Annotated in this window: 20 protein-coding genes and 2 pseudogenes; 9 read left to right on the top strand and 13 right to left on the bottom strand. The window is 73.6% G+C overall.

All coding sequences use genetic code 11. The features are described from left to right. Positions 1 to 19 precede the first annotated feature (19 nt). From ACWDBE_RS16335 to ACWDBE_RS16290, 10 genes and pseudogenes are all read right to left on the bottom strand, one after another. Positions 20 to 640 (bottom strand): LysE family translocator, encoded by a 621-nt coding sequence (locus tag ACWDBE_RS16335; RefSeq protein ID WP_392922023.1) that lies wholly within the window; start codon positions 638 to 640, stop codon positions 20 to 22. 73 nt (positions 641 to 713) lie between these two features. Further along, positions 714 to 2,489 carry an SDR family oxidoreductase gene (locus ACWDBE_RS16330; protein WP_449808358.1) on the bottom strand — a complete coding sequence of 592 codons (1,776 nt, stop codon included), beginning with the start codon at positions 2,487 to 2,489 and terminating at the stop codon, positions 714 to 716. Then, a complete protein-coding gene (locus tag ACWDBE_RS16325) occupies positions 2,486 to 3,436 on the bottom strand; it encodes a M24 family metallopeptidase (protein WP_449808357.1) in 951 nt (316 codons plus the stop codon). Before ACWDBE_RS16325 ends, ACWDBE_RS16330 begins: the two co-directional genes overlap by 4 nt. 15 nt (positions 3,437 to 3,451) lie before the next feature. Then, positions 3,452 to 4,540, bottom strand: a complete 1,089-nt coding sequence (locus tag ACWDBE_RS16320; RefSeq protein WP_449808356.1) for a PDR/VanB family oxidoreductase — start codon at positions 4,538 to 4,540, stop codon at positions 3,452 to 3,454. 136 nt (positions 4,541 to 4,676) lie between these two features. Beyond that, positions 4,677 to 5,594: a metal-dependent hydrolase gene (locus ACWDBE_RS16315; protein WP_449808355.1), complete on the bottom strand. Its 918-nt coding sequence runs from the start codon at positions 5,592 to 5,594 to the stop codon at positions 4,677 to 4,679. Positions 5,595 to 5,798: 204 nt separating this feature from the next. Then, entirely contained in the window at positions 5,799 to 6,578 is a 780-nt protein-coding gene (locus tag ACWDBE_RS16310) for an IclR family transcriptional regulator (RefSeq protein WP_449808354.1), read from the bottom strand. Between the two features lie 289 nt (positions 6,579 to 6,867). Further along, on the bottom strand, positions 6,868 to 8,061 hold the full coding sequence (alc, locus tag ACWDBE_RS16305; RefSeq protein WP_449808353.1) for an allantoicase: 1,194 nt from the start codon (positions 8,059 to 8,061) through the stop codon (positions 6,868 to 6,870). Next, positions 8,058 to 9,485 (bottom strand): allantoinase AllB, encoded by a 1,428-nt coding sequence (gene allB, locus ACWDBE_RS16300; RefSeq protein WP_449808352.1) that lies wholly within the window; start codon positions 9,483 to 9,485, stop codon positions 8,058 to 8,060. Before allB ends, alc begins: the two co-directional genes overlap by 4 nt. Before the next feature lie 146 nt (positions 9,486 to 9,631). After that, positions 9,632 to 10,855: a glycerate kinase gene (locus ACWDBE_RS16295; protein WP_449808351.1), complete on the bottom strand. Its 1,224-nt coding sequence runs from the start codon at positions 10,853 to 10,855 to the stop codon at positions 9,632 to 9,634. 758 nt (positions 10,856 to 11,613) lie between these two features. Next, positions 11,614 to 12,035, bottom strand: a pseudogene (locus ACWDBE_RS16290) (TIM barrel protein); the annotation flags it as partial. A 250-nt stretch (positions 12,036 to 12,285) separates the two neighbouring features. On the opposite strand from ACWDBE_RS16290, the gene ACWDBE_RS16285 reads away from it, so the two are divergent. The 7 genes and pseudogenes from ACWDBE_RS16285 (at position 12,286) to ACWDBE_RS16255 (ending at position 17,556) form a co-directional block, all read left to right on the top strand. After that, positions 12,286 to 12,531: a thiamine-binding protein gene (locus ACWDBE_RS16285; RefSeq protein WP_449788886.1), complete on the top strand. Its 246-nt coding sequence runs from the start codon at positions 12,286 to 12,288 to the stop codon at positions 12,529 to 12,531. Then, a complete protein-coding gene (locus tag ACWDBE_RS16280) occupies positions 12,528 to 12,908 on the top strand; it encodes a helix-turn-helix domain-containing protein (protein WP_449788842.1) in 381 nt (126 codons plus the stop codon). The genes ACWDBE_RS16285 and ACWDBE_RS16280 overlap by 4 nt, the downstream gene beginning before the upstream one ends. A 245-nt stretch (positions 12,909 to 13,153) precedes the next feature. Beyond that, entirely contained in the window at positions 13,154 to 13,669 is a 516-nt protein-coding gene (gene uraD, locus ACWDBE_RS16275; protein ID WP_449788843.1) for a 2-oxo-4-hydroxy-4-carboxy-5-ureidoimidazoline decarboxylase, read from the top strand. A 119-nt stretch (positions 13,670 to 13,788) separates the two neighbouring features. Further along, positions 13,789 to 14,124, top strand: a complete 336-nt coding sequence (gene uraH, locus ACWDBE_RS16270; protein ID WP_449788844.1) for a hydroxyisourate hydrolase — start codon at positions 13,789 to 13,791, stop codon at positions 14,122 to 14,124. A gap of 32 nt (positions 14,125 to 14,156) precedes the next feature. Next, on the top strand, positions 14,157 to 15,104 hold the full coding sequence (gene pucL / locus ACWDBE_RS16265) for a factor-independent urate hydroxylase (protein WP_449788845.1): 948 nt from the start codon (positions 14,157 to 14,159) through the stop codon (positions 15,102 to 15,104). A gap of 124 nt (positions 15,105 to 15,228) precedes the next feature. Further along, positions 15,229 to 16,104 (top strand): annotated as a pseudogene (locus ACWDBE_RS16260) (solute carrier family 23 protein); the annotation flags it as partial. A gap of 66 nt (positions 16,105 to 16,170) precedes the next feature. Further along, positions 16,171 to 17,556 carry an 8-oxoguanine deaminase gene (locus ACWDBE_RS16255; RefSeq protein WP_449788846.1) on the top strand — a complete coding sequence of 462 codons (1,386 nt, stop codon included), beginning with the start codon at positions 16,171 to 16,173 and terminating at the stop codon, positions 17,554 to 17,556. Between the two features lie 340 nt (positions 17,557 to 17,896). On the opposite strand, the gene ACWDBE_RS16250 is transcribed toward ACWDBE_RS16255, so the two are convergent. Both ACWDBE_RS16250 and aceB read right to left on the bottom strand, forming a co-directional pair. Then, positions 17,897 to 18,283, bottom strand: coding sequence for an allophanate hydrolase-related protein (locus tag ACWDBE_RS16250; protein ID WP_449788847.1), 387 nt, complete (start codon positions 18,281 to 18,283; stop codon positions 17,897 to 17,899). Positions 18,284 to 18,361: 78 nt separating this feature from the next. Continuing rightward, positions 18,362 to 20,014: a malate synthase A gene (gene aceB, locus ACWDBE_RS16245; protein ID WP_449788848.1), complete on the bottom strand. Its 1,653-nt coding sequence runs from the start codon at positions 20,012 to 20,014 to the stop codon at positions 18,362 to 18,364. Between the two features lie 202 nt (positions 20,015 to 20,216). Here aceB and ACWDBE_RS16240 point away from each other — a divergent pair, with 202 nt between their 5' ends. Then, on the top strand, positions 20,217 to 21,014 hold the full coding sequence (locus ACWDBE_RS16240) for an IclR family transcriptional regulator (RefSeq protein WP_449788849.1): 798 nt from the start codon (positions 20,217 to 20,219) through the stop codon (positions 21,012 to 21,014). 173 nt (positions 21,015 to 21,187) lie between these two features. Beyond that, a complete protein-coding gene (locus ACWDBE_RS16235) occupies positions 21,188 to 22,135 on the top strand; it encodes a hypothetical protein (RefSeq protein ID WP_449788850.1) in 948 nt (315 codons plus the stop codon). A gap of 133 nt (positions 22,136 to 22,268) precedes the next feature. Here ACWDBE_RS16235 and ACWDBE_RS16230 read toward each other — a convergent pair whose 3' ends face one another. Beyond that, positions 22,269 to 23,582 carry an esterase/lipase family protein gene (locus ACWDBE_RS16230; RefSeq protein WP_449788851.1) on the bottom strand — a complete coding sequence of 438 codons (1,314 nt, stop codon included), beginning with the start codon at positions 23,580 to 23,582 and terminating at the stop codon, positions 22,269 to 22,271. Positions 23,583 to 23,696: the final 114 nt, after the last annotated feature.

The following is a 23,696-nucleotide window of genomic DNA, read 5'->3' as shown; positions in this document are numbered from 1 at the left end:
ACGAACCGAGCGAGCCGGGTCAGTCGCTCAGTGCCAGCTTCACGCCGAAGCCCACCACGACCGCGCCGGTCACCCGGTCCATCAGCCGTCGGGCGGCCGGCCGGCGCAGCCAGCCGCGCAGCGCCTGGGCGAAGCCCACCAGGACGGTCGACCAGAGCAGGCCCTCCACGACGTGCACGCAGGTCAGCGCCACGCCCGCGGCGAAGTGCGGGGCCCCGGCCGGGATGAACTGCGGCAGCACGGCGACGTAGAAGACCCCGACCTTGGGGTTCAGCAGGTTGGTCAGCGTGCCCCGCCGCCAGCCGTGCGCGAACCCGCCGTCCTCCGGTTCCTCCTCGGCCGCCGCCTCGCCGCCCCGGTTGCGCAGCATCCCGATGCCCATCCACACCAGGTACGCCGCACCCGCCCAGCGCAGGATCTCGTACCCCACCTGCGAGGCGGTCAGCAGCGCCGTCACCCCGGCCGAGGTCAGCGTCCCCCAGAGCAGCGTCCCGGTCTGGATCCCCAGCACGACCCCCCACGCCTGCCGGCGCCGCCCCAGCGCCGAGGTCCGCAGGATCAGCGCGGTGTCGAGCCCGGGGGTGAGCGTCAGCAACCCCACGACGAGGGCGAAGGACCACAGGGCCGTTGTCATCTCCATGGGCCTCGATGCTCTCACAGCCCCGGGCGGCCGCTGCGGGCCACCCGGGGCGGGGTCCGCCCGCGAAGCCCGGTCAGGTGACGTCGAGGCGGGCGGCGAGGCGCAGCAGGCCGGGGCTGAGGCGGGAGAGGAAGCGGGCGGCCTTGGCCTCGGGGGTGACGGGGACGACGGGGCGGCCGGTGCGGACGGCGGTGAGGATGGCGGTGGCGACCTTCTCCGGGGGGAAGCCGCGGCGGGCGTAGAGCCTGGCGGCGCGGGCTTGCTTGGCGGCCTGCTCGGTGGAGGTGGTGGCGGAGAAGGTGGAGGTGCGGGTGATGTTGGTGTTGACGATGCCGGGGCAGATGGTGGAGACGCCGATGCCGTGGGCGACGAACTCGGCGCGCAGGCAGTCCGAGAGCATGAACACCGCGGCCTTGCTGGTGGCGTAGGCGGTGAGCGCCTTGGAGGGCAGGTAGGCGGCGGCCGAGGAGACGTTGACGATGTGGCCGCCCTGGCCGCGGTCGGCCATCAGGGTGCCGAAGGCGCGGCAGCCGTGGATCACGCCCCAGAGGTTGACGTCCAGGACCCGCTGCCACTCCTTCTCGGTGGTCTGCAGGAACGTCCCGGAGTGCCCGATGCCCGCGTTGTTGACCATGACGTCGGGCACGCCGTGCTCGGCGGCGACGGTCTGCGCGAAGGCGTCCATCGCGGCGCCGTCGGAGACGTCCACCCGGTAGGCGTGCGCCTTCGCGCCGATCAGCGAGGCGAGTTCGGCGGTGCGCTCGGCGGCCGCGAGGTCGAGGTCGCAGACCACCACCCGGGCGCCGTCCTCGGCGAAGGCGAGCGCGGTGGCCCGGCCGATGCCGCTGCCGCCGCCGGTGACCACGACCAGCCGGCCGTCGCGCTCGGCCCCTCGGCCCTGCCCCGCGTCGATGCGGGCGGTGAACTCGCGGACCATCCCGGCCACGGTGGCTCCCTTCTCCAGCAGCGCCGACCAGTGGCCGGCGTGCAGCGTCCTGCGGGTCAGTTCGGGTGCCCAGCGCTCCAGCCCCTCGGAGAGGTAGGTGCCGACGTACCGGTCCCGGGTGAGGGTGATCAGCTGGACCGGCACCTCGGTCGGCCGCTCGCGCGGACTTCCCAGGGTGGGGCGGAAGTTGGCCCGGTACAGCTCGATGCCGCGGACCGCGTCGCGGCGCAGGCTGGGCTGCGGGTGGTCGGCGCGCGGGGTGACGTGCTCCAGGTCGCGCAGCACCCGCGGCCAGGCCCGGGCCAGGCCGAGGCGCCAGACGCCGGGGGCGAGGTAGGGCAGGTGGAAGGCGGTGATGTACCAGGAGTGCAGGCCCTGGTGCAGCAGCTGCTTGAGGTGGCGGGGAGTGGGGCGGCGCAGCCGGTGGCGCAGCCAGTAGCCCATGTGGTCCAGGCTGGGGCCGGACAGGGTCGTGTAGGAGGCGATCCGGCGCTCGGCGCCGGGCGCGGTGACGGCCTCCCAGGACTGGATCGAGCCCCAGTCGTGGGCGACCAGGTGGACCGGGCGGTCCGGGCTGACGGCGTCGGCGACGGCGAACAGGTCCTCGGCGAGGTGCTCCAGGCGGTAGCCGGACCGGTCGGCGGGCGCGGCGGACTCGCCGGCGCCGCGCACGTCGTAGCGGACCACGTGGTGGTCGCGGGCGAGGTCGGCGGCGATGTCGTCCCAGACGACGTGGGTGTCGGGGTAGCCGTGTACGAGGAGGACGGTGGGGGCGTCCGGGTCGCCCTGCTCGAAGACGGCGAGTGGGAGGCCGCCGGAGTGGACGGTCCGGCGGCGCTCCGGGGGCGCCGCCGGGGCCGCCGCCGGGGTCTTCGCCGGGCGGCGCTGCGACGGGCTTGTCATCGGGTGGCCTCCAGGGTGGTCGGCTCGGTGGCGGCGGTGCTCTTGGTGGCGGCGGCGTTCTGGGTGTCGGCGGTGTTCTGGATGGCGGCGGTGTTCTGGGTGGCAGTCTGCCCGGTGGTCGCGGTCCAGCGGCGGACGTGCGGCAGGTCGTGGTCGAGCCAGTAGGCGTCGTCCTCGGTGACCACCAGCAGTTCCTCGAACTTGATGCCCACACCCCGGAAGCCGATGTGCGGTTCGACCGCCCACAGGCCCGGGGTGGGCGCGTGCCGGGACGAGCGCCCGTCCGCCCAGAGCGGTGAACGGCCGTGCAGCCGCTCGGAGATCAGCTCACGGCCGAGGGTCTGGAGGGTGCGCACGCCGAAGCCGAGGACGTTCACCCCGGCGGGGCCGCGCGCGGTGTTGCGGGTGACCTGGTGGCCGATCACCCGGCCCGGGTACACCTGGTGGCGGTTGTCGTAGCCGTGCGCGGCGATCTGGGCGTCGACCGCGGCGTACACCTCGGAGAGCGGCTTGCGGGCCCGCACCTCCTGGAGGATCAGCTCGCGGTAGACCTCGAGGTCGGCGGCCAGGCGGTCCCAGACCCGGTTCTCGCCGACCTTGCCGCCGTAGCCGATGTCGGCGGTGTAGCCGTCCACCACGGGCGCGCAGTCCAGCACGTACGGCATGCCCTCCTCCAGCCGGCGGTTGCCGGCGAAGAACTGCAGCGGGGTGTGGAAGTGCCGGAACGCCGTCCGGTCGCCGAACCAGGCGAAGGGGACGTGGAAGAAGTCCTGCACCCCGGCGGCGACCAGGCGGCGGCGCAGCTCGGCGGTGGCCTGCCGCTCGGTGACGCCGGGTTCGATCCAGGCGGCGACCTGTTCGGCGCAGTGGTAGGCGAGCTGCTGGGTCTCGCGGAAGCGGGTGAGGTCACGCTCGGTGTAGCGGAAGGCGGGGGTCGCTTTCGCCATGGTGAGGGGCTCCTTCTAGAGGTCCAGCACGAGGGTCTCGCCCTCAGCGGCCCGGGAGACGCAGGGCAGCAGGGCGCCGGCGGCGCGCTGCTCGGGGGTGAGGCGGCGGTCCCGGTGATCGGGCGAGCCGGCCAGCACGCGGACCTCGCAGGTGCCGCAGAAGCCCTGGTGGCAGGAGTACGGGAGGTCCGGGCGGGCCTCGCGCAGCACGTCCAGGGCGGAGCGGTCGGCGGGGACGTCGAGGGCGGGGCCGTCGACGCCGAGGCGGACGGTGAAGGGCTCGCCGTCGGCGATCGGGGCGGCTCCGAAGCGCTCGAAGTGCAGCGAGGCGGCCGGAGAGCCGTCCAGGGCGCGCTGCACGGCGGTGAGCATCGGGGCCGGGCCGCAGCAGTAGACGGCGGCGCCGCGCGGGGCGTGGGCGAGCAGTTCGGCGCCGGTGGGGACGCCGCCGTGCTCGTCGTCGGTGCGCAGCAGCACCCGGCGCGGATCGAGGGCCCGCAGCTCGTCCGTGTACGGGAGGGTGTCGGCGCTGCGGCCGACGTGCACTAGGCGCCAGTCCAGGCCGTGGCGCTGCGCCTCGCGGGCCATCGGGAGCAGCGGGGTGATGCCGATGCCGCCGGCCAGCAGGAGGACGGCGGGCTCGGCGCAGAAGGCGAAGCCGTTGCGCGGGCGACGGGCGGTGAGCCGGGTGCCGGGGTGCAGGGCGTCGTGGACCTCGACGGACCCGCCGCCGCCCTCGGGCAGCCGTCGGACGGCGATGCGGTAGGCGGTGCGGTCGGCCGGGTCGCCGCTGAGGGAGTAGTGGCGCTCGCGGCCGGAGGGCAGGACGAGGCGCAGGTGGGCGCCGGGCTGCCAGCCGGGCAGCGGACTGCCGGAGGGGTCGACGAGGGTCAACTCGACGACGTTGGCGGCAAGTTGGCGGCGCTCGGCGACGACCAGGCGGAGCGCAGGGGTGGGGCGGCTGTACGGGCGGCGGGGGTTGCGGCGCAGCAGCGGGCCACCGAGGGCCGGGTGGTAGCGGTCGCCGAAGGCGGTGAGCCAGCGCATGAAGCCGTCGGCGCGGGGGCGGCCGTAGAGGTCGGGGGGCGGGGTGAGCTGGTCCATCCGGCGGGGTCCTTGGGGTGGGAGCGGGGCGGCGGGCGGGCGGCGGGCGACAGCTGACAGGTTTCGGATGTCAGATTTCAGCGAACAGAGTTCAGCGAACAGATAACGTCATCTGTTCGCTGAAACCTGTCGGCCGTCAGCCGCGCCCGGCAGCCGCGCGGGCGGCCGGGGAGGTGGCGAGGTAGCCCAGCGCCTGGCTGGACGAGCCCTCCTGGGTCGGGTGGTAGCCCGGCCGCAGGTAGCGCAGCCCGGAGCGGATCGACCTGAACGGGTCCGGCAGCAGTCCGCGTTTGGCGATCCGGCCCGCCTCCCGCCAGGTGGGCTTGAGCCGCCCCTCCAGGGTGGGGTCGGCGGCGAGCAGGAAGCGGGCGCCGCGCACCCAGAGGTGGACCAGCAGCGGCCCCGAGAACACCATCCCGCGCACCCGGCGCAGGTAGCCCGGGTCCAGATGGACCATCAGGTCGTAGGCGACGCTGCGGTGCTCGACCTCCTCCGCGCCGTGCCAGCGCAGCAGGTCCAGCATCGTCGGGTCGGCCTTGGCGCGGTCCAGACCCGGGGAGTTGAGGGCCCAGTTGCCGAGGAAGGCGGTGAAGTGCTCGATCGCCGCGATGAAGGCGACCCGCTCGATGACGCTCTCCCGCTGCCGGGCCGCCGTCAGCCCCGGCTTGTCGCCGAGGACCCGCTGGAACAGCCAGGAGATCTGCCGGACGTACGGCCTCGGGTCGAGTCCCTGGGCGAGCAGGTGGTCCAGGACCTCCTGGTGCGCCTCGGCGTGGATGGCCTCCTGCCCGATGAACCCGAGGACCTCCTCGCGCAGTTGCTCGTCCCGGATGAGCGGCAACGCCTCCTTGAACACCTTGACGAACCAGCGCTCCCCCTCGGGCAGCAGCAGGTGCAGCACGTTGATGACGTGGGTGGCCATCGGCTCGTCCGGGATCCAGTGCAGCGGCAGCTGGGCCCAGTCGAAGCGGACGTCCCGGGGCTCCAGGACGAGGTTGTCGTGCACGCGCGCGGCGGGGGCGGCGAGGGCGGGGACGAGGGTGGAACGGGGCATGGCAGGCCCTCCTGACCTGGGGGCGGCGGCTCGGTTCCAGGGAAACGTACTCGCGGGTAGCCCTGGGGACAAGGGTTTCGCCCACCCTTATCGACATCGAGTCTAATAAGTGATGTGCACCGGCCGACGCCACGGGAAACACGGGAAGCCCCACCGGTTTCCCGGCAGGGCTTCCCCTGACCGCGTGCGACCGCCGACCCGCCGTCAGACCGCCATCGCCAGCATCAGCGGCGCCGCCCGGGCCGCGAGCAGCTCGGCGGCGGCCTTCAGCTTGTGGATGTTGTCCGCCGGCATCGAGGTGGCCAGACAGCCGACCGTGCTGCCCGCCGTGATCGGCACCGCCGCGCACACCGTGCCCAGCGCGTACTCCTGGATGTCGAGCACCGGCACCGTGGCCGGCTGCCGCTCCAGCCGGTGCATCAACTGGTCGGCATCGGTGACGGTGCGGGAGGTGAGCCGGGCGACCGGGTGCCGGGAGAGGTGGTCGCGCCGGGCGTCCACGTCCAGCTGGCTGAGCAGGCACTTGCCGATCGCGCTGGCGTGCGCGGTCGCCCTGAAGTCCACCCACTCCTGCACGGCCGGGGCGTAGTCGGCGGCCGAGACCGCCTCCACCGACAACTCGCCGTCGTGGTACCGGCCGAAGTACACTGCGGCGCCCAACTCGTCCCGGAGTTCCGCGAGTTTGCGGTTGAGCCTGGCCTTCACCAACTGCTCCCGGTTGTGCTGGCCGAGCAGCGCGAAGGTGCCGCCCAGCAGCCAACCCCCGTCCTGGCACTGGAGATAGCCCTCGACCTCCAAGATCTCGGCGAGCCGCCGCACGGTGGGCAGCCCGAGCATGGTCTCCCGGGCGAGGGCCACCAGGGTGGCACCGTCGGGGTGGCGGTCGACCGCCTCCAGCAGTCTGAGGGCGTGCTGGAGGGAGGTGAACGGGCCCGTCGGACCCTGGTCAAGCGCGGCGTGACGACCCGGGGCTGGTGTCGACATGTCGTCCCCTTCCGATGTCCCCCCACGGAGCGACCGCGGGCACGCACCAGCCTATCGACCCGGCGGCTCCGACGACTGCCGTCCGTACATATCCGTGAACAATCCGTGTAGCCCCGTCCGCCGACCTGGGCGGACGCGACGGCCCCTCCCCCACCACCCACGAGGCAGGGGCGCGTTCCGCGACCGCCGGGCAGGAGTGCTGCGGCGGGGACGGCGCGTCGCCGGTCCGGGCCGGGCGGCCCGAACGCGTAGGGCTCGTGACTCCGGAGGTGAACCGGCGGTCCGTCGACTAGCCGAGCAGGATCCGGACGACGGCCGCGGCCCCGGTCGGGTCGACGACCGGGCGGGCGGCGGTCAGCGCGGCGGCCTCGCCGGCGGCGGCACCGGCCGCGGCGAGGGCGGCACGGGCCTCGGCGGCCGGGAGGGCGTCGAACCAGCGCAGCGCGAGGGCCGTGCGACCGGCCTCGGTGAGGCGGCCGGTGAGCCGGAGGCGGGCCAGGCCGCCGTCCGGGTAGACGTTGATGCGCACGTGGGTCACCGGGCGGCCCGCGTCGAGCCGGAAGCGGTGCCGGGTGTCGGGCTGGAGCCGGGTGCGGGGCAGGAGTTCGAACCATTCGCCGTCGGCCGGGTGGGCCCCGGTCGAGGCGTCGAAGCCGATCAGGTCGGCCCAGCCGGGGGCGTTGGCGACGAAGCAGGAGGTGTCCACTTCGGCGGCCAGGACCTCACCGCCCCCGGCCAGGGCGATCCGCACCCAGTCGTTGGCCTTGTCGCGCCGACGCCGGGTCTCCCAACCGTCGCCCATGACGCAGGCGCGGCCGGGAGCGTTCAGGTTGTGCGGGGAGGAGAAGTAGCGGTCGGACGCCGCCTCGGCCACGCCGCCGTACTCCTGGGCGGCCAAGTCGAAGGTGAGGCCTTCGAGTTCGCGCGGGTCCGGGAGCACCTCGCCGTGCACCCGCAGCCGGGCGACGCCGCCGTCCGGGAAGATGTTCAGCCGCACGTGGGTGTAGCGGGTGCCGTCCGCGACGGCGAACTCGTGGGCGGTGTCGCCCCTGAGCCCGGTGCGCGGCACGATCGTGGTCCACTCGGCGGCCCGGAGTTCCTCGGGCGAGGGGTGGCCGGGGACTGACGCGGCCTCGACCGAAGCGGACTCCGGGTGGTTGCCGGTGAAGTGGGCGGTGTCCACGACCACGCCGCGGATCACCCCGGCGGCACCGAGCCGGACGATCGCCCAGTCGTGGTCCGCGTCGGTGGGGTGCGGTTGCTCGGCGGAGACTCCGCGACGGCGCCTGGACTCCCAGCCGTCCATGATCTGGCCCTTGTGGCCGAAGGTGTGCGGGCGGAACTCGGCCGGCGCGGCGACCAGCAGGTTCTCGGCGTCCGCGAAGGTGTCCTCGTTGGTGGCGACGACGCCCGCGCCGAGCGGTCGGGAGGCCAGGTCGACCAGCTCGGTGAAGGGAGCACTCGGGGTGCCGGCAGTGGTCACTGACTCTCCTTGGGCGGGTTCGGACGGGATGGCGGTGAGGTGGGGTCGGGGTGGGAGTGCGGCCGGACGAGCTGCCGGCCGAAGGGGCGGGCGGCAGGGTCCACCGCGCGACCGCGCAGCCAGGTGGTGCGCACCGCGCCGGTGAGGGTCCGGCCCGCGTACGGGGTGACCGGGTTGCGGTGGTGCAGCCCGCTCGCCCGGACGGCGAACTCGCCGTCGGGGTCGAAGGCGACCAGGTCCGCGTCGTGGCCGGCGGCGATGGCGCCCTTGGTGCCGGTGAGACCGACCAGGGCGGCCGGTCCGGCGGACATCCAGCGCACCACGTCGGCCAGGGCGTGGCCGCGCCGGCGGGCCTCGGTCCAGACGGCCGGCAGGCCGAGCTGGAGCGAGGCGATGCCGCCCCAGGCGGCCGCGAAGTCGCCGCTGCCGCCGTACTCGGGCAGCAGTTTGAGGTCGGGGGTGGACGGTGAGTGGTCGGAGACGACGGCGATGAACTCGCCGTTCGCCAGGGCCTGCCAGAGCACGTCCCGGTTGGCCTCGTCGCGGATCGGCGGACAGCACTTGAAGGCGGTGTCGCCGTCCGGCACCTGCTCGGCGGCGAGGGTCAGGTAGTGCGGACAGGTCTCGGCGGTCACCCGTACGCCGTCCTCGCGGGCCCGCCGCAGCAGCGGCAGCACGGCGGCGGAGGAGACGTGCAGGACGTGCACCCGGGCGCCGGTGTGGTGGGCGCCGGTCCGGTACAGCGCCGCGAGCAGGTGGGCGACGGCGGCGGTCTCCGCGTCGGCGGGCCGCGAGGCCAGGAAGTCCCGGTAGTGGACGCCGGGTTGCTGCGGGGCGGCGGCGAGCACGGCCGGGTCCTCGGCGTGGATGATCGCCAGCGCCCCGATCCGGGCCTGCTCGGCCAGCGCCGCCGTCAGGTCGGCGGCCTCGAGGTGCGGGAACTCCTCCACCCCGGAGGGGGCGAGGAAGCTCTTGAAGCCGAACACGCCCTCCCGGTACAGGGGTTCGAGGTCGGCGAGGTTGCCGGGGACGGCGCCGCCCCAGAACCCGAGGTCGACCCAGGCCTGGCCCTCGGCGGCCTTCCGCTTGGCCGCCAGCCCGGCCACCGTGGTGGTGGGCGGGATCGAGTTGAGCGGCATGTCGACGATCGTGGTGACGCCGCCGGCCGCGGCGGCCCGGGTGGCGGTGGCGAAGCCCTCCCACTCGGTGCGGCCGGGCTCGTTGACGTGCACGTGGGTGTCGACCAGGCCCGGCAGCAGCGCGGTGCCGCCGAGGTCGACGAGTTCGCCGCCACCGGCCGTGAGCGAGCCGTGCGGGGCCGTCCGGACGATCCTCCCGTCCTGGATCAGCACGTCCGCGGGGTGCTCGCCGTCGGGCAGGACCGCCCGTCGGGAGCGGATCACCGTCGGCTGGCTGAAGGGCATGGGAGACCTCCGGAACCTGGGAGTCGGTGGTGCGCGAACACGGGTGGAGGCGAAGGATTGCCGGGAGCCTAGGCCTGTCTTCAACAAAACGTCAATGGACGGGCGTTGGAGGGTCGGCGGCGTCCGGCGGCTCCGCGCGCACGGGGTCAGCCCGGCAGCAGGCGCTGGGCCAGCCGCTCCCCCGCGAGTTCGGCCAGCTCGGCGGCCCTGGCCATGCTCTGCCCCGACCGCTCGGCCAGGTCTGTCAGGTCGGGCGGGCCGGCCAGGGCGTTCGGGTCGATCGGGTCGGTCGAGTTGGTCGGGTCGGTCGAGTCGATCAGGTCGGTCAGGGCGATCGCGGCGGTGAAGCCGGCGGCGCGCCACTCGGGTTCGGTGAGTTCCAGCCGGCCCGCCACGGCGGCCACCCGGACCCCGGCCCGGGCGGCGGCCGCGGCGACTCCGGCGGGGGCCTTGCCGTGCAGCGTCTGCGCGTCCAGGCAGCCCTCGCCGGTCACGACGAGGCGTGCCCCGCGCACGGCCGCGTCGAAGCCCAGCAGGTCGAGCAGCAGCTCGATGCCGGGTCGTACGGTCGCGCCGAGCAGGGCCAGGGCGGCGAAGCCCACCCCACCGGCGGCGCCGGCGCCGGGCGCCTCCCGGACGTCCCGCCCGGTGGCCTCGGCGACCAGGTCGGCGAACCGGGTCAGCCCCGCTTCCAGCGCCACCAGATCCGCGCCGTCGGCGCCCTTCTGCGGGCCGTAGACGGCGGCGGCGCCGCGCGGCCCGAGCAGCGGGTTGTCCACGTCGCAGGCCACCACGACCTCGACCCCGCCCAGGGCGTCGGCCAGCGGGCCGGGGTCGATCTCCGCGAGCCGGCGCAACGCGGCGCCACCGGGCGGGAGTTCGACGCCGTCTGCGTCGTGCAGCCGCGCCCCGAGGGCCTGCACCATGCCGGCGCCGCCGTCCGTACAGGCGCTGCCGCCGAGTCCCAGGACGATCCGCTTGACGCCGAGCGAGACCGCCTTGGCGATCAGCTGGCCGACCCCGTAGGACCCGGCCGTGAGCGGGGCTGCCCGGCCGCCGGGCAGCCGGGCCAGGCCCGAGGCCTGCGCGAGCTCGACCACGGCGGTGTCGTCCCGGACGGCCAGCGCGGCGTCCACCGGCAGTCCGGTCGGGCCGGCCACCTCGGCCGGGACCCTGCTGAAGCCGGCCGCGAGCGCGGCGGCCAGGGTGCCCTCGCCGCCGTCGGCGACGGGCAGTTCGCGCACCTCGGTGCCGGGCGCGGCGCGCCGGATGCCGGCGGCGATCCGGGCCGCCGCCTCGGCGCCCTCCAGGCTGCCCTTGAACTTGTCGGGGGCGACGACCACATGGCCCTCGTGGGGGGTGGGTGGCATGGCGCGGTCCTCGTTTCCGTACGGGTCTGGCGGTGGTCCTGCGGCGTGCGTCCGACATGCGTGCGTCCGGCAGGCGCGCGTCCGGCAGGCGTGCGTCCGGCAGGCATGCATCCGACAGACGCGCGCCCGGCAGACGTGCGCCCGACGCGCGTGCGTCCAGCATGGGCCCGGGTGGCTCGGGATGCGAGCCCCTCAATCTGCGTGGCCGGGCGTACGGGAGGCCTCCCTCGGCGGGGACGAAGCCGGACCACGCGTACCGGGCTCGATCGAGGCGCCCCCACGGCGGGACGTACGCGTCGCGGGCCTGGTTCGACCGGCGGGCGGGCGGATGAGCCCCGGCCCGCTCGCCGGCCGAGTGCGGCCTCCTGGCGGCGCCGGCACGACCGGAACGGGTACACGCCGCCAGGAGGAGTTCGGAGCCGGGCGCTCCGCCCGGGAGCCCCCGGGATGTCAGCCGACCTCGCGGCCGGAGAGCCGCTCGACGCCGCGCAGCAGCGCCGAGTGGTCGAGCGAGCCGTCGCCGTTGGCGCGGGCGGCCCGCGACTCGGCGACGCTTCCCCGGTGGCCCGCGGCTCGGCGGCACGCGGCGGGGTGACGCTCATCGGCTCCACTACCTGGCGGCGGCGCGCAGTTCGCGCGGCAGTCACCCGAAGGGCCGATCACGCCGGTGTGGCCCGCGGCGGTGAGCCGGGCGAACAGGTCCTCGAAGTCCAGCTCGCGCTGTCGGCGCTGACCCCGGTGGAGGGGCGGTACTCCAGCGCAGCGAGCACCAGGTGCTCCAGCGCGAGCGCGTCCTGCTCGACCGGGTCGACGCCCTCGACCCGGTTGCCGTACAGCGCGTTGAGCGCGGTGGCGCCGAGCGAGGCGGCGAGTTCCGCGGCGACCGGGAGGTTGGCGTGGTAGCGGTCCCGCTCGGACGGTAGCGAGACGGTCCCACGGGCACCCTCGCTCAGGCCGTCCAGCAGGTTGAGGCCGGTGAGCCGCACGCCGGCGTGGGTGAACGCCCTGCGCAGCGCGTGCAGTTAGGCCCGCGAGGGTTCGTGCTCCGCCCCGAAGGGCCACCACAGTTCGGCGGCGGTGAATCCGGCCGCGGCGGCCGCGGCGGCCGCTTCGGGAGCGGCAGTTCGCCGAACAGGATCGACAGGTTGACCGTGAAGCCGTGCCTGGCAGCCGCCGTCATGTCGCTACTCCCCTCTCAGCCCTCTTCCCTCGCCGATTTCCACGATACGGAAGAGGATTCTGCGCAATGGAAGACGATGGAAGCATCTCCGGCCGACCGAGCGAGCATCAAGGGAGTTGCAACATTTTGTTGAAGTCGCCTCAGGGCTCGCGGGGCCGGGCTGTCGCCGCTCGCGGGGGCCGGACCGTTCGATCACCCAAGCCCCTGCCCCGTCCGCACCCCCGCTCGCTACAGTGACCCCGTGCGATTGATGGTGGAGTTCACGACAGAACCGTTCGAACTGGACGCGTTCCCGGAGCACGCCGCGGCGGCTCGCGAGGTCGTCGACGCGGCCGGCCTGGCCGTGTCCGTCGGCCCCTTCGGCACCGGTGCGGAGGGCGAGGCCGAGCAGGTCCTGGCCGCGGTGACCAAGCTGCTCAAGGAGACGCTGGACGCCGGGGCGACCCGGATCTCGGTCCAGGTCAGCGTGCTGGGCGAGGAGGACGGTACGCCGTGACCGAGAACGTGGAACACCCGCTCGCCGCGGCGGTGAAGCCGCTGCTGGCCGCGGTCGGCGCGACGCCCGTCCCCCTGAACGAGGCGAAGCCCGACGACGTGGTCCTGGAGTGGGAGGGCGCCCCCGCCCTGGCCGTCCGGCTGCCGCACCTGAGCAGCGCGCTGGACCGGATGCTCGCCGAGATGACCCGCCAGTTCGACGGCCGCCCGCTGGCCGAGCTCGACCGGTCGCAGAAGCAGCGGGTCGTCGCCCTGCTGGAGGAGCGCGGCGCGTTCACCGTCCGCCACGGCGTGGAGACCGTTGCCTCGGCCCTGGGCGTCAGCCGCTTCACCGTGTACAACTACCTGAACCGCCAGGACGGCGCGAAGTCGTCCTGACGCCCGGTTCGGCGCCCTCCGGGGCGCGCCCGGACCCCGCCGCGGGGCTTCCGAACGGGTGACCCCGCCGCCACGACAGGACTGGATCGGCTTGCGGCGGGGCACACTTGGCGAATCGCACACGAAAGGGCCCGACATCGCGGCCCCGTTCGAAACGCAGCCACCAATCGTTCAACAAAGTGTTGACGACCGGGTGGGCCCGATCTAGCTTTTCCGGGTGGCACCACTCTCCAGGAGGTCCACTCGTGACCAACCACCCCCACACCCTCGACGCCCTGGCCGCGGCCGATGCCGCGGAGCTGGAAGGGATCCTGCTGGAGGTCTGCTCCAGCCCCCGCTGGGCCGCCGCGGTCGCGGCGGACAAGCCCTGGTCCGACCGCGAGGCCCTGCTCGCCGCCAACGCGGCCGCCGTGGCGTCCCTGACGGCCGAGGACCTGCGCGACGCGGTGGCCGGCCATGCCCGGATCGGCGAGCCCCTGACGGGCGACGCCACTTCCGAGCGCGAACAGGCCGGAATCCGGGGCGTGGACCAGGCGGTCCTCGACGAGCTGAACGAGGCCAACGCGGCCTATGAGGCCAAGTTCGGCCACGTGTTCCTGATCTGCGCGACCGGCCGCTCCGCGGTCGGCCTGCTCGCCGCGCTGCGCGAGCGCCACCCCAACGACGCGGCCACCGAGGCGGAGATCGTCCGCGAGGAGCTTCGCAAGATCAACGACATCCGGCTCAATCGCCTGCTCGACACATCCCGACACCTGTCCTGACGCTTCGTCACATTCGTGGCGACGACATCGCACTGGCCGGGCGTCCGGATTCACATCCCCTCGCCTCGCCCCACAACTGACGCTTCGCCATCCACGCCACAGGTAAGGCAACTTCACCGATGACCGGCATCTCCACCCACGTGCTCGACACCAGCCTCGGCCGGCCGGCCGAAGGCGTCCCGGTCGAGCTCGCACTGCACACCGAGAGCGGCTGGCAGGTGCTCGGCACCTGCGCCACGGATTCCGACGGCCGGGCCAGGGACCTGCCGGCCGTGGAGGCGGGCTCGGTCGTCCGGCTGCTCTTCGACACCGGCGCGTACCACGCACCCGAGTCCTCCGCGCCTCCGTTCTTCCCCGAGGTCTCGATCGTCTTCACGGTCGCGCCCGAACAGCACCACTACCACGTGCCGCTGCTGCTCAGTCCGTTCGGATACTCGGTCTACCGCGGAAGCTAGTGGACCGACCTGGAAAGCCTAGGAGCCACGTCATGGCCCACGTGCTCGGTCAGAACCAGTACGGCAAGGCGGAGAACCGCATCGTCCGGATCCACCGCGACTCCGCCCGGCACGAGATCAAGGACCTGAACGTCTCGGTCTCGCTGCGCGGCGAGTTCGACGACGTCCACCTCACCGGGTCCAACGCCAACTGCCTGCCCACCGACACCATCAAGAACACCGTCTACGCCTTCGCCAAGGAGTACGGCATCGAGTCGGCCGAGGCGTTCGGCATCCTCCTGGCCCGCCACTTCGTCGACGACACGGAGCGCGGCGTCGTGCACGGCGCCCGGATCCGGATCGAGGAGTACGCCTGGGAGCGGATCCGGTCGCGGGACGGCTCGGCCGGCTTCATCGGCTCGGAGGAGGAGGTGGAGGAGGAGAAGGAGGTGGAGGTGGGCCACTCCTTCGTCCGCAGCGGCCAGGAGGTCCGTACCAGCGAGATCGTCTACGACGGGGAAGCCGTCCGGGTCATCTCGGGCCTGAAGGACCTGGTCGTCATGAACTCCACCGACTCGGAGTTCTGGGGCTACATCAAGGACGACTACACCACCCTCGAGGAGGCGTACGACCGCATCCTCGCCACCCAGGTGACCGCCCGGTGGAAGTTCGGCCACAGCGGGCGGGACGGCGAGGCGCAGCCCGACTGGAACCGCTCCTACACCCAGGTGAAGCGGCACCTGCTGGAGGCCTTCGCCGAGACCTATTCCTACTCGCTGCAGCAGACGCTGCACGCGATGGGCACCCGGGTCCTCGACAACCGCGCCGAGGTGGACGAGGTCCGCCTCGAACTGCCGAACAAGCACCACTTCCTGGTCGACCTGGAGCCGTTCGGCCTCAGGAACGAGAACGAGGTCTACTACGCCGCGGACCGCATGTACGGCCTGATCGAGGGCACCGTGCACCGCGAGGGCGTCGTCCCGGTCATCCCGGTCACCTGACCTCCCCCACCAGGTGGACGCCGCCCGGAAGCGCCGCGCCAACCGGCCCTCGCGCTCCACTTGTCGTTCCGCTCCGAACAGCACCGGTCGTTCCACCCCGTGCTCCGCCTCGGGCAGCACTCCGCGCGGTTTCTGGCAGCAGCTGTCACCGCTCGTCGGCCTGGCACTCGGCACCCTGATCGCCTTCCCGCTGGGGCTGGCCACTTCGGCTCGGTACAGAACGCGAAGATCTTCGCGCTCCCCTCCCCGTTCCACTTCGGCGCGCCTCAGTTCGACGCCGCCGCGATCGTCTCGATGTGCATCGTCATGGTGGTCTCGATGGCCGGGTCCACCGCCGACATGCTCGCCCTCGGCCGGATCGTCGATCGCGAGGCGGACGAACCCACCCTCGCCGCCGGCCTGCGGGCGGACGGTCTGGCCACCGCGCTCAGTCCCGTCCTCAACGGCTTCGCCGCCAGCGCCTTCGCCCAGAACATCGGGCTGGTGGCGCTGACGAGGATCCGCAGCCGCTTCGTGGTCGCGGCCGGCGGAGGCATCCTGGTCCTACTGGGGCTGTTCCCCGTGCTGGGCTCGGTCGTCTCGCCGGTTCCGCAGCCCGTCCTCGGCGGCGCCGGGACCGTGCTCTTCGGCACGGTCGCGGCCAGCGGCATCCGCACACTCGCGGAGGCGGGCATGGAGTCCAACTCGCACACTGTCCTGGCGGCGGTCTCGCTCGGTGTCGGCATCATCCCGATCGCCGCGCCGACGTTCTACGACTCCTTCCCGGAGGGCCGCCCGGACCCTGCTGCACTCGGGGATCTCGGCCGGCTGCGTGATGGCCGCCCTGCTCAACCTGCTCTTCCACCACTTTGGCGCCGCCCGCCGACCCGGGTCCGGCCCGGCCTCCGGCGCGCCGGTTCCGGCGGCTCCGGCGGCTCCGGTGGTTCCGGCGGCTCCGGTGGTTCCGGTGGTTCCGGCGGCTCCGGTGGTTCCGGAAGTTCCGACGGCGAGACCGTCCTGACCGGTCCGGGGAGGGGCGTGCGCCGTGCGGCGTACGCTCCCTCCGGCCCTCCCCTAGGAGTCACACATGGCAGTCCAGCCCCCGCCCGGCGACCAGCGGATCGTGATCGAGAACGCCGCGATCGCCACCGTGGACACGAACGACACCGAGTACGCCCGCGGCCACGTCGTCATTCTCGGCAACACCATCGAGGCGGTGGGCGACGGCCCCGCCCCCGCATGGCTGGACGACGTGGTGCGCCGGATCGACGGCGAGGGCCACCTCGTCACCCCCGGCCTGGTCAACACCCACCACCACTTCTACCAGTGGATCACCCGTGGCCTGGCCCAGGACCACATCCTGTTCGACTGGCTGGTCGCCCTCTACCCGACCTGGGCGAGGGTCGACGAGAAGCTCGTGCACGCGGCCAGCCAGGGCTCCGCCGCCGCGCTGCTCAAGTCCGGCTGCACCACCGCGGCCGACCACCACTACGTCTTCCCCAAGGACGGCGGCGACGTCCTCGGCGCCTCCATCGAGGCCGTCCGGGAACTCGGCCTGCGCTTCACCGCCCTGCGCGGCTCGATGGACCGCTCCCGGAAGGACGGCGGGCTGCCGCCGGACCACGCCGTCGAGGAACCGGACGACATCCTGGCCGCGTCCGAGGCCGCCGTGGACCGGTACCACGACTCCTCCTTCGGCTCGATGCTGCACATCGCGGTGGCGCCGTGCTCGCCCTTCTCCGTCTCCACCGAGCTGCTCCGCCGGTCCGCCGAACTCGCCCGCCGCAAGGGCGTCCGGCTGCACACCCACGGCTCGGAGACGGCCGAGGAGGAACAGTTCTGCAGGGAGCTGTTCGGCATGGGGCCGACCGACTACTTCGAGTCGGTGGGCTGGCTCGGCGAGGACGTCTGGATGGCGCACTGCGTGCACATGAACGACTCCGACATCGCCAAGTTCGCCCAGACCGGCACCGGCGTCGCCCACTGCCCGTCCTCCAACGCCCGCCTGGCGGCCGGCATCGCCCGGGTGCCCGACATGCTCCGGGCCGGCGTCCCGGTCGGGCTCGGGGTGGACGGCGCCGCCTCCAACGAGTCCGGCGAACTGGGCACCGAGCTGCGCAACGCGCTGCTGATCAACCGGCTGCACGGCTCCCCCGCCGCGCTCACCGGGCGGCAGGCACTGCGCCTGGGCACCATGGGCGGCGCCCGGGTGCTCGGGCGGCAGGACGAGATCGGCTCGGTCGAGGCCGGCAAGCTGGCCGACCTGGCGCTGTGGAAGATCGACGGGATCATGCACTCGTCCATCGCCGATCCGGTCGCCGCGCTCACCTTCGGCGCACTGCCGCCGCTGTCGGTGCTGTTCGTCAACGGCAACGCGGTGGTCGAGAAGGGGCAGCTGACCACCGTCGACGAGGACCGGATCGCACGCGACTGTGCGCGGGCCGCCCGCGAGCTGGCGGCCCGTCCGGTCTGACACCCGCATCGGGCTCCGGGGTGTCCGGGGAGGGGGCGGACAGATGACGGCTGACAACTTTCGTCATCTGTTATCTGTTCATGGCCTTGGCCGTCGGGGCGACGAAGGCCACGAACCCGCCCCGGCGGCCTCGCTGGCTGCGGGAGACGGCGCGCCGGCCTACTGGAGCGCACCCTGCACGGGCGCAGCGTCCTCTACCGGCGCAGCGGGCCGGGGGACGACCTGGCGACGGGCGGTCGACGGATGACGGCGAACAGCCGACGGCCGACCGATGACGGATGACAGATGACAGATGACGAAAGTTGTCAGCTGCCATCTGTCATCCGTCGACTGTCAGCCGTCAGGCCGTTCGCCCCAGCGTGGCCAGATAGGCGCGCCAGCCGCCGTGATGGGTGATCTCGCGGTGGACGCCGCGCTCCACCTCGCCCCGGGCGAGCAGCATGGACAGGCACGCGGAGCCGTCCTCCAGCTCGATCACACCCAGCTCCAGTTCGCGCGGCTCGCCGGGGAGGATGGCGTCCCGCAGGTGTTCCAGGCTGATGTCGTACAGCTCGCCCTCGATCGCGGTGTCGACGGCGGGGTCGCGCAGGAGGCCGGGGCACACGTCGTCGATGGAGAAGAAGCGGTAGCCGGGCGCGGTCCGGGCCGGCCCGACCAGCGCGTCGGCGACCTTCGCGTGGAAGGGGCCGCCGACCATCGCCTGGCCGTTGAAGAAGATGCGTGCCATGGGTTCGACTCCTGTGCGGGAAAACGAGGGAGGCCGTTCCGTACGGGCGAAACGGAACGGGCCGGGCCGGCCGGGGGCTCAGCCCAGCAGGGGGAGCGCGGGGAGGGTCAGGAAGTCCACGAACTCCTCGGCCAGGGCGACCTGTTCGAAGAGCCGGGCGGCCTCGCACCAGCGGCCGGCGCCGTAGGCCTCCTCCCCCAGTTCGGCGCGGAGTTCGGCGAGCTCGGTGGCGACCAGGGCGCGGACCAGTTCGACGGTGGTCTTCTCGCCGGTGTCGGACAGCACGACCCCGTTGTGGATCCACTGCCAGATCTGCGAGCGGGAGATCTCGGCGGTGGCGGCGTCCTCCATCATGTTGAAGATGCCGACGGCCCCGAGTCCGCGCAGCCAGGCCTCGATGTAGCGGATGCCGACCTGGACGGCGTTGTGCAGCCCTGCGCGGGTGCACCTGCCGCCGGCGCCGGCGATGTCGAGCAGCTGGGCGGCGGTGACCGGTTCGGCCGGGCCGGGGTTGTCCTTCTGGTGGGGCCGCTCGCCGAGCACCGCGTCGAAGCAGGCCCGGGCGACGGGCACCAGGTCGGGGTGGGCGACCCAGGAGCCGTCGAAGCCGTTGCCGGCCTCGCGGTCCTTGTCCGCCTTGACCTTCTCCAGCGCGGCCGCGTTGACCTCCGGGTCGCGGCGGCTCGGGATGAACGCGGCCATGCCGCCGATCGCGTGGGCGCCGCGCCGGTGGCAGGTCTGCACCAGCAGCCGGGTGTAGGCGGCCATGAACGGCGAGGCCATGGTGACGCTGTTGCGGTCGGGCAGGATGTAGTGCTCGCCGGCGTCGCGGAAGTTCTTGACGATCGAGAACAGGTAGTCCCAGCGTCCGGCGTTGAGGCCGGCCGCGTGGTCGCGCAGCTCGTGGAGGATCTCGTCCATCTCGAACGCGGCGGTGATGGTCTCGATCAGGACGGTCGCCCGGATCGTGCCGTGCGGGATGCCGAGTTCGGCCTGGGCGTGGGTGAACACGTCGTTCCACAGCCGGGCCTCGAGGTGGCTCTCGGTCTTCGGCAGGTAGAAGTACGGGCCGGAGTTGGGGTCCTCGGCGCCCTTGGCCAGCAGCCGGGCGGCGTTGTGGAAGAAGTAGAGGCCGAAGTCGACGAACGCGCCGGCCATCGGAGTGCCGTCGACCAGCAGGTGGTTCTCGTCCAGGTGCCAGCCGCGCGGGCGGACCACGACGGTGGCGAGTTCGGCGGCGGGCTTGAGGGTGTAGGCCTTGCCCGCGGCGCTGGTGAAGTCGATCCGGCCCTCGAAGGCGTCGATCAGGTTGAGCTGGCCGCCGATCACGTTCTCCCAGGTCGGCGAGGTGGCGTCCTCGAAGTCCGCGAGCCAGATCCGCGCCCCGGAGTTGAGCGCGTTGACGACCATCTTGCGGTCGGTCGGGCCGGTGATCTCGACCCGGCGGTCCTGGAGCGCGCGGGGTGCCTCGGCGACCTTCCAGTCCGCGGCCCGGACCGAGGCGGTCTCGGGGAGGAAGTCCAGAGTCCCGGCGGCGGCGATCTCGGCGCGGCGGGCCTTCCGCCGGGCCAGCAGCTCCTGTCGGCGCCCTTCGAAGGCGCGGTGGAGTCCGGCGACGAAGGCGGTCGCCTCCGCGGTGAGCACCTCCTCCGACCGATGGACGCGAGGACCGGCGACGGTGACGACCGGAGCGGCGGGGGAGGAACCGACGGACCCCTGATCTGCAGCCATGAGCAGGACACTCCTAAGACGGTTGAGCCTGGCGAGGGAGCTCCGGCAGGAACTTCCTCGGGGAACTTCCGCGATCGGCACCCGCCGGCCGGCGGGGTTCGATTCTGTAAGGTGGAGACTAGTTTCCGCGATACAGAATTTCAACGATTTGTTGAAGAGTTCGCCGGGAATCCGCTCCTCCCCGACAGTGAAGGAAACACCGGTGGCCGCGACCCCCGACTCAGCATCGACGACAGGCGCGGACCGCGCGAGCGGCGGCGTGCAGTCCGTCGAGCGCGCCTTCCAGCTCCTGGAGGCGCTGGCCGACTCCGGCGGCGTGGCCACCCTCAGCGAGCTCTCCACCAGTTCCGGCCTCCCGATGCCGACCATCCACCGGCTGGTTCGTACCCTCGTCCAGCAGGGCTATGTCCGTCAGGACACCGCGCGCCGCTACACCCTCGGCCCCCGGCTGATCCGGCTCGGCGAGACGGCCGGCCGCCTGCTGGGCAGCTGGGCCCGCCCCTACCTGGCCGAACTCATGGAGGCCACCGGCGAGACGGCCAACCTGGCGGTGCTGGAGGGCGGCGAGGTGGTGTACGTCGGGCAGGTGCAGTCGCGCCGCTCGATGCGGATGTTCACCGAGGTCGGCCGACGGGTCCAGCCGCACTGCACCGGCGTCGGCAAGGCGCTGCTCGCCCAGCTGCCCGAGGACGAGGCCCGCGCCGTCCTCGGCCCCAACCCGCTGCCCGCGCACACCGAGTACACGGTCACCGACCCGCAGGAGCTGATGCGCCAGCTCGCCGAGGCCCGCGACCGCGGCTACGTGGTCGACGACCAGGAGCAGGAGATCGGCGTCCGCTGCATCGCGCTCGCCGTCCCGGGCGCGCCGACGCCCACCGCGCTCTCGGTCTCCGGACCGGAGGCCCGGATCCGCGCCCTGGAGGAGCAGGACGGGGACGCCTCCCTGGTGCCGGTGATGCACCAGATCGCGACCCGGCTGGGGCAGGTCCTCGCCCCCTGACAACCCGTCAACCCCAGTTGCCGGCCGACCCGGTCGGGACGGCGCGCCCGTCATCCGTTCGAGCGGACGGCGGGCGGGTTGCCACCGGGCTCCGGCGACGGCTCCGCCACCCTGGTGCCGACGCGGCCCGCAACGGCGCGGGCGGCCGGGACGCGAGGGCAGGGTGAGCGGGGATGGAGCAGCAGCACCGGGACGCGTGGGAGGCCGCACCGGGCGGCGGGGTACGCGATGCCGACGTTCGAGGCGAGGACGCGCGAGGCGAGGACGTGCGGGGTGACGGCGCGCGGGGTGACGGCGCACGGCATGGCAGCGCACGGCGCGTCGCGGGCGGCCGCGGGTTCGGCGGGGCCGGGCTGGTCGCGGCCGTGGCGGCGGGGTGCGCGGTGACGGTGCTGGCCGGCGACCCGTCCTGGGCGCTGCGCCGGCCTGAGCCCCGGCCCGCGGTGGAGGTCCTCGCGACGGGTACACCGTCCACCCTGCCCGCGCCGGCGACTCCCGGGGCCTCCACCCTGCCGGCACCGGCGACTCCCGGGGTCTCCACCCTGCCCGCGCCGGCGACGCCTGGGGTCTCCACCCTGCCGGCACCGGCGACTCCCGGGGTCTCCACCCTGCCCGCACCGGCGACACCGGGGGCGAAGCCAGGAGCGGGTTCCGGGTCCGACGCCGGGTCCGGAACGTCCGGGGCCTCCACGCTGCCCGCGCCCGCCGTCGCGCGGCCGTCCGCCTCCGACCTGGAGGTGGTCCGGTCGGACCCGGACGCGGCGACACCCGGCGGCACCACGACCGTCCGCGCCTTCGCCGGCAACGGCGGCCCGGAGAGCACCGCCTCCCCGTTCACGGTCCTGGTCAGCCTGCCGGAGGGGGTCAGCCCCGAGGGCCCGTTCTTCCCGTCCGACTGCCAGGTGACGGGCCACGGCCGCGTGGTGCGCTGCGTGTTCGGGCCCGGGCTGCGGGAGGGGCGCAGCGCGACCGCCCTCATCCCGGTCCGGCTCGACCCGGAGTTGCCGGCGGGCAGGCTGAGCGGCGGCTCGGTCACGGTGCGCAGCGCGGACGACCGGAACGAGGGCAACAACCGGCAGCCGTTCGACATCACGGTGGTCGAGACGGCTGCCGGTTCCTGAGTCACGTGGCCCGGTCGGCAGGGGTGGCCCTGTCGACCGGGCGACGGTGATCGGGGAGTTCCGCTGCGGCGCGGGGTGGACCGGTCGCGATCAACGACGCTGCACGGCAGTTGAGTTGATCGGTTTTCCCGACTCAGCTCAGCCAGGCGTTGACCTGGCTCGCCGCGTCCGGTGCCCAGGCGAGCTTCAGGTGGTTGAGGCCGGTGAGCAGCCGGGTGCCGCCGACCGTCGCGATGCCGGTGGTGTCCAGCGCGCTCGCGGTGAAGACCAGGCCGTCGCTCGGCCCGCGGCCCTCGTTGAGCACGCCCGGGATGTCGGCGGACCCGCCCGCCAGCAGGTAGGTGCGTACCGAGGCCGGAATGCCGGCCTGCCGGAGCGGGGCGATCAGCGAGCCCGCGTCGATCGCCGCCTGGATGCCCTGGCCGGAGGTGTAGAAGCCCTGGCCTCCGTAGTAGGTGGTCCACCAGTCCTGCGCGGTGGTGTCCACCCCGTAGGTGCCGTCCCAGCGGGCGAGCAGCTGGCGCTGGCCCGGGTAGCAGTCGTAGCCGCCGCTCGGCAGCACCCCGAGGCAGGGCTGCGCGGTGTACGTGCCGTAGCAGGTCATGTAGAGGTGCGGGGACGGCGCGTTGGCGGTGCCGCCGCAGGCCGGCCAGGTGACCAGGTCGAAGTCCCAGCCGTGCGCGTACACGTAGTCGAGCCCGCCGTGCGGACCGCCGAGGGTGATCAGCCGACGCACGTCGCCCGCGTACGCCCTCCCCCAGGAGGGCTTCACCGAGGACACGTACGCCCGGGCGGCGACCTCGCCCTTGCTCCAGGCCACCACGTCGACCTGGGGGACCCCGAGCCGGGACCGGATCAGTGCGACGGCGTCGCCGACGGCCTGTGCCTGGAGCAGGTTGTCTCCGTGCTTGTGGGCGAAGCCGATCGCGAAGACCCGGCGGCCGTTGCCGGCGAGGTACTGGGCGAGCCCGGTCGACGGGCAGCTCGCGGCGCCGCAGGTGCCGCTCTCCCCCGGGTTCGCCCAGGCGCGGTCGGCGTTGTCGTTGGCGCCGTGGACCAGCAGGACGGGGGTGGCCTGGCTGCCGGTGTCCCAGCCGGCGGCGGAGTACAGCAGGAAGCGGGCGGAGGAGGGCCGGGCGGTGCCGAAGTACGTCCGGCGGGCTCCGTCCTGGTCGCCGCGGCCGTCGGAGGGGAACTGCTCGGCACCGAAGCCGGGGGTGGTGTCGAGGTAGCGCTCGACCTTGGCCCAGCCGTTGCCGGGGGTGGGGAAGGTGGCTTCCAGGGTGAGGGGGGCCGTGGCCGTGACCTGGGCCGTGCCCGCCTGGGCGGCGGTGGGGGTGCCGAGGAGGGCGGCGGCCAGGGTCAGCAGCACGGCGGTGAGGGCGGTGGGGACGCGCCTCCTGCCGGGGCGCGTGGTCGGGCTGGGGCGTGTGGGGGTACGTCTCATGGCCGGACGGTAGGACCGGCGCGCGGCCCTGCCCATGTGCCGGTCGCACACCCGGGCGACCGCGCGGTGGCGGACCGTACCGTGGCGAGTGCCTGACCGACTGCGCCCGGTCGG

The organism is Kitasatospora sp. NPDC001132 (assembly GCF_053598415.1).
Note: the sequence above shows the minus strand (reverse complement) of the source record. Positions and strands in the feature narration are given on the sequence as shown.

Bases quoted from the DNA above. Each gene is read 5' to 3' on its own strand.
- ACWDBE_RS16230 (WP_449788851.1), bottom strand. From the start codon at position 23,582: ATGAGACGTACCCCCACACGCCCCAGCCCGACCACGCGCCCCGGCAGG.
- aceB (WP_449788848.1), bottom strand. From the start codon at position 20,014: ATGGCTGCAGATCAGGGGTCCGTCGGTTCCTCCCCCGCCGCTCCGGTC.
- ACWDBE_RS16255 (WP_449788846.1), top strand. From the start codon at position 16,171: ATGGCAGTCCAGCCCCCGCCCGGCGACCAGCGGATCGTGATCGAGAAC.
- ACWDBE_RS16235 (WP_449788850.1), top strand. From the start codon at position 21,188: ATGGAGCAGCAGCACCGGGACGCGTGGGAGGCCGCACCGGGCGGCGGG.
- ACWDBE_RS16335 (WP_392922023.1), bottom strand. From the start codon at position 640: ATGGAGATGACAACGGCCCTGTGGTCCTTCGCCCTCGTCGTGGGGTTG.
- ACWDBE_RS16325 (WP_449808357.1), bottom strand. From the start codon at position 3,436: ATGGCGAAAGCGACCCCCGCCTTCCGCTACACCGAGCGTGACCTCACC.
- pucL (WP_449788845.1), top strand. From the start codon at position 14,157: ATGGCCCACGTGCTCGGTCAGAACCAGTACGGCAAGGCGGAGAACCGC.
- ACWDBE_RS16320 (WP_449808356.1), bottom strand. From the start codon at position 4,540: ATGGACCAGCTCACCCCGCCCCCCGACCTCTACGGCCGCCCCCGCGCC.
- ACWDBE_RS16250 (WP_449788847.1), bottom strand. From the start codon at position 18,283: ATGGCACGCATCTTCTTCAACGGCCAGGCGATGGTCGGCGGCCCCTTC.
- ACWDBE_RS16315 (WP_449808355.1), bottom strand. From the start codon at position 5,594: ATGCCCCGTTCCACCCTCGTCCCCGCCCTCGCCGCCCCCGCCGCGCGC.
- ACWDBE_RS16285 (WP_449788886.1), top strand. From the start codon at position 12,286: ATGGTGGAGTTCACGACAGAACCGTTCGAACTGGACGCGTTCCCGGAG.
- allB (WP_449808352.1), bottom strand. From the start codon at position 9,485: ATGCCCTTCAGCCAGCCGACGGTGATCCGCTCCCGACGGGCGGTCCTG.
- ACWDBE_RS16295 (WP_449808351.1), bottom strand. From the start codon at position 10,855: ATGCCACCCACCCCCCACGAGGGCCATGTGGTCGTCGCCCCCGACAAG.
- ACWDBE_RS16310 (WP_449808354.1), bottom strand. From the start codon at position 6,578: ATGTCGACACCAGCCCCGGGTCGTCACGCCGCGCTTGACCAGGGTCCG.
- uraH (WP_449788844.1), top strand. From the start codon at position 13,789: ATGACCGGCATCTCCACCCACGTGCTCGACACCAGCCTCGGCCGGCCG.
- ACWDBE_RS16330 (WP_449808358.1), bottom strand. From the start codon at position 2,489: ATGACAAGCCCGTCGCAGCGCCGCCCGGCGAAGACCCCGGCGGCGGCC.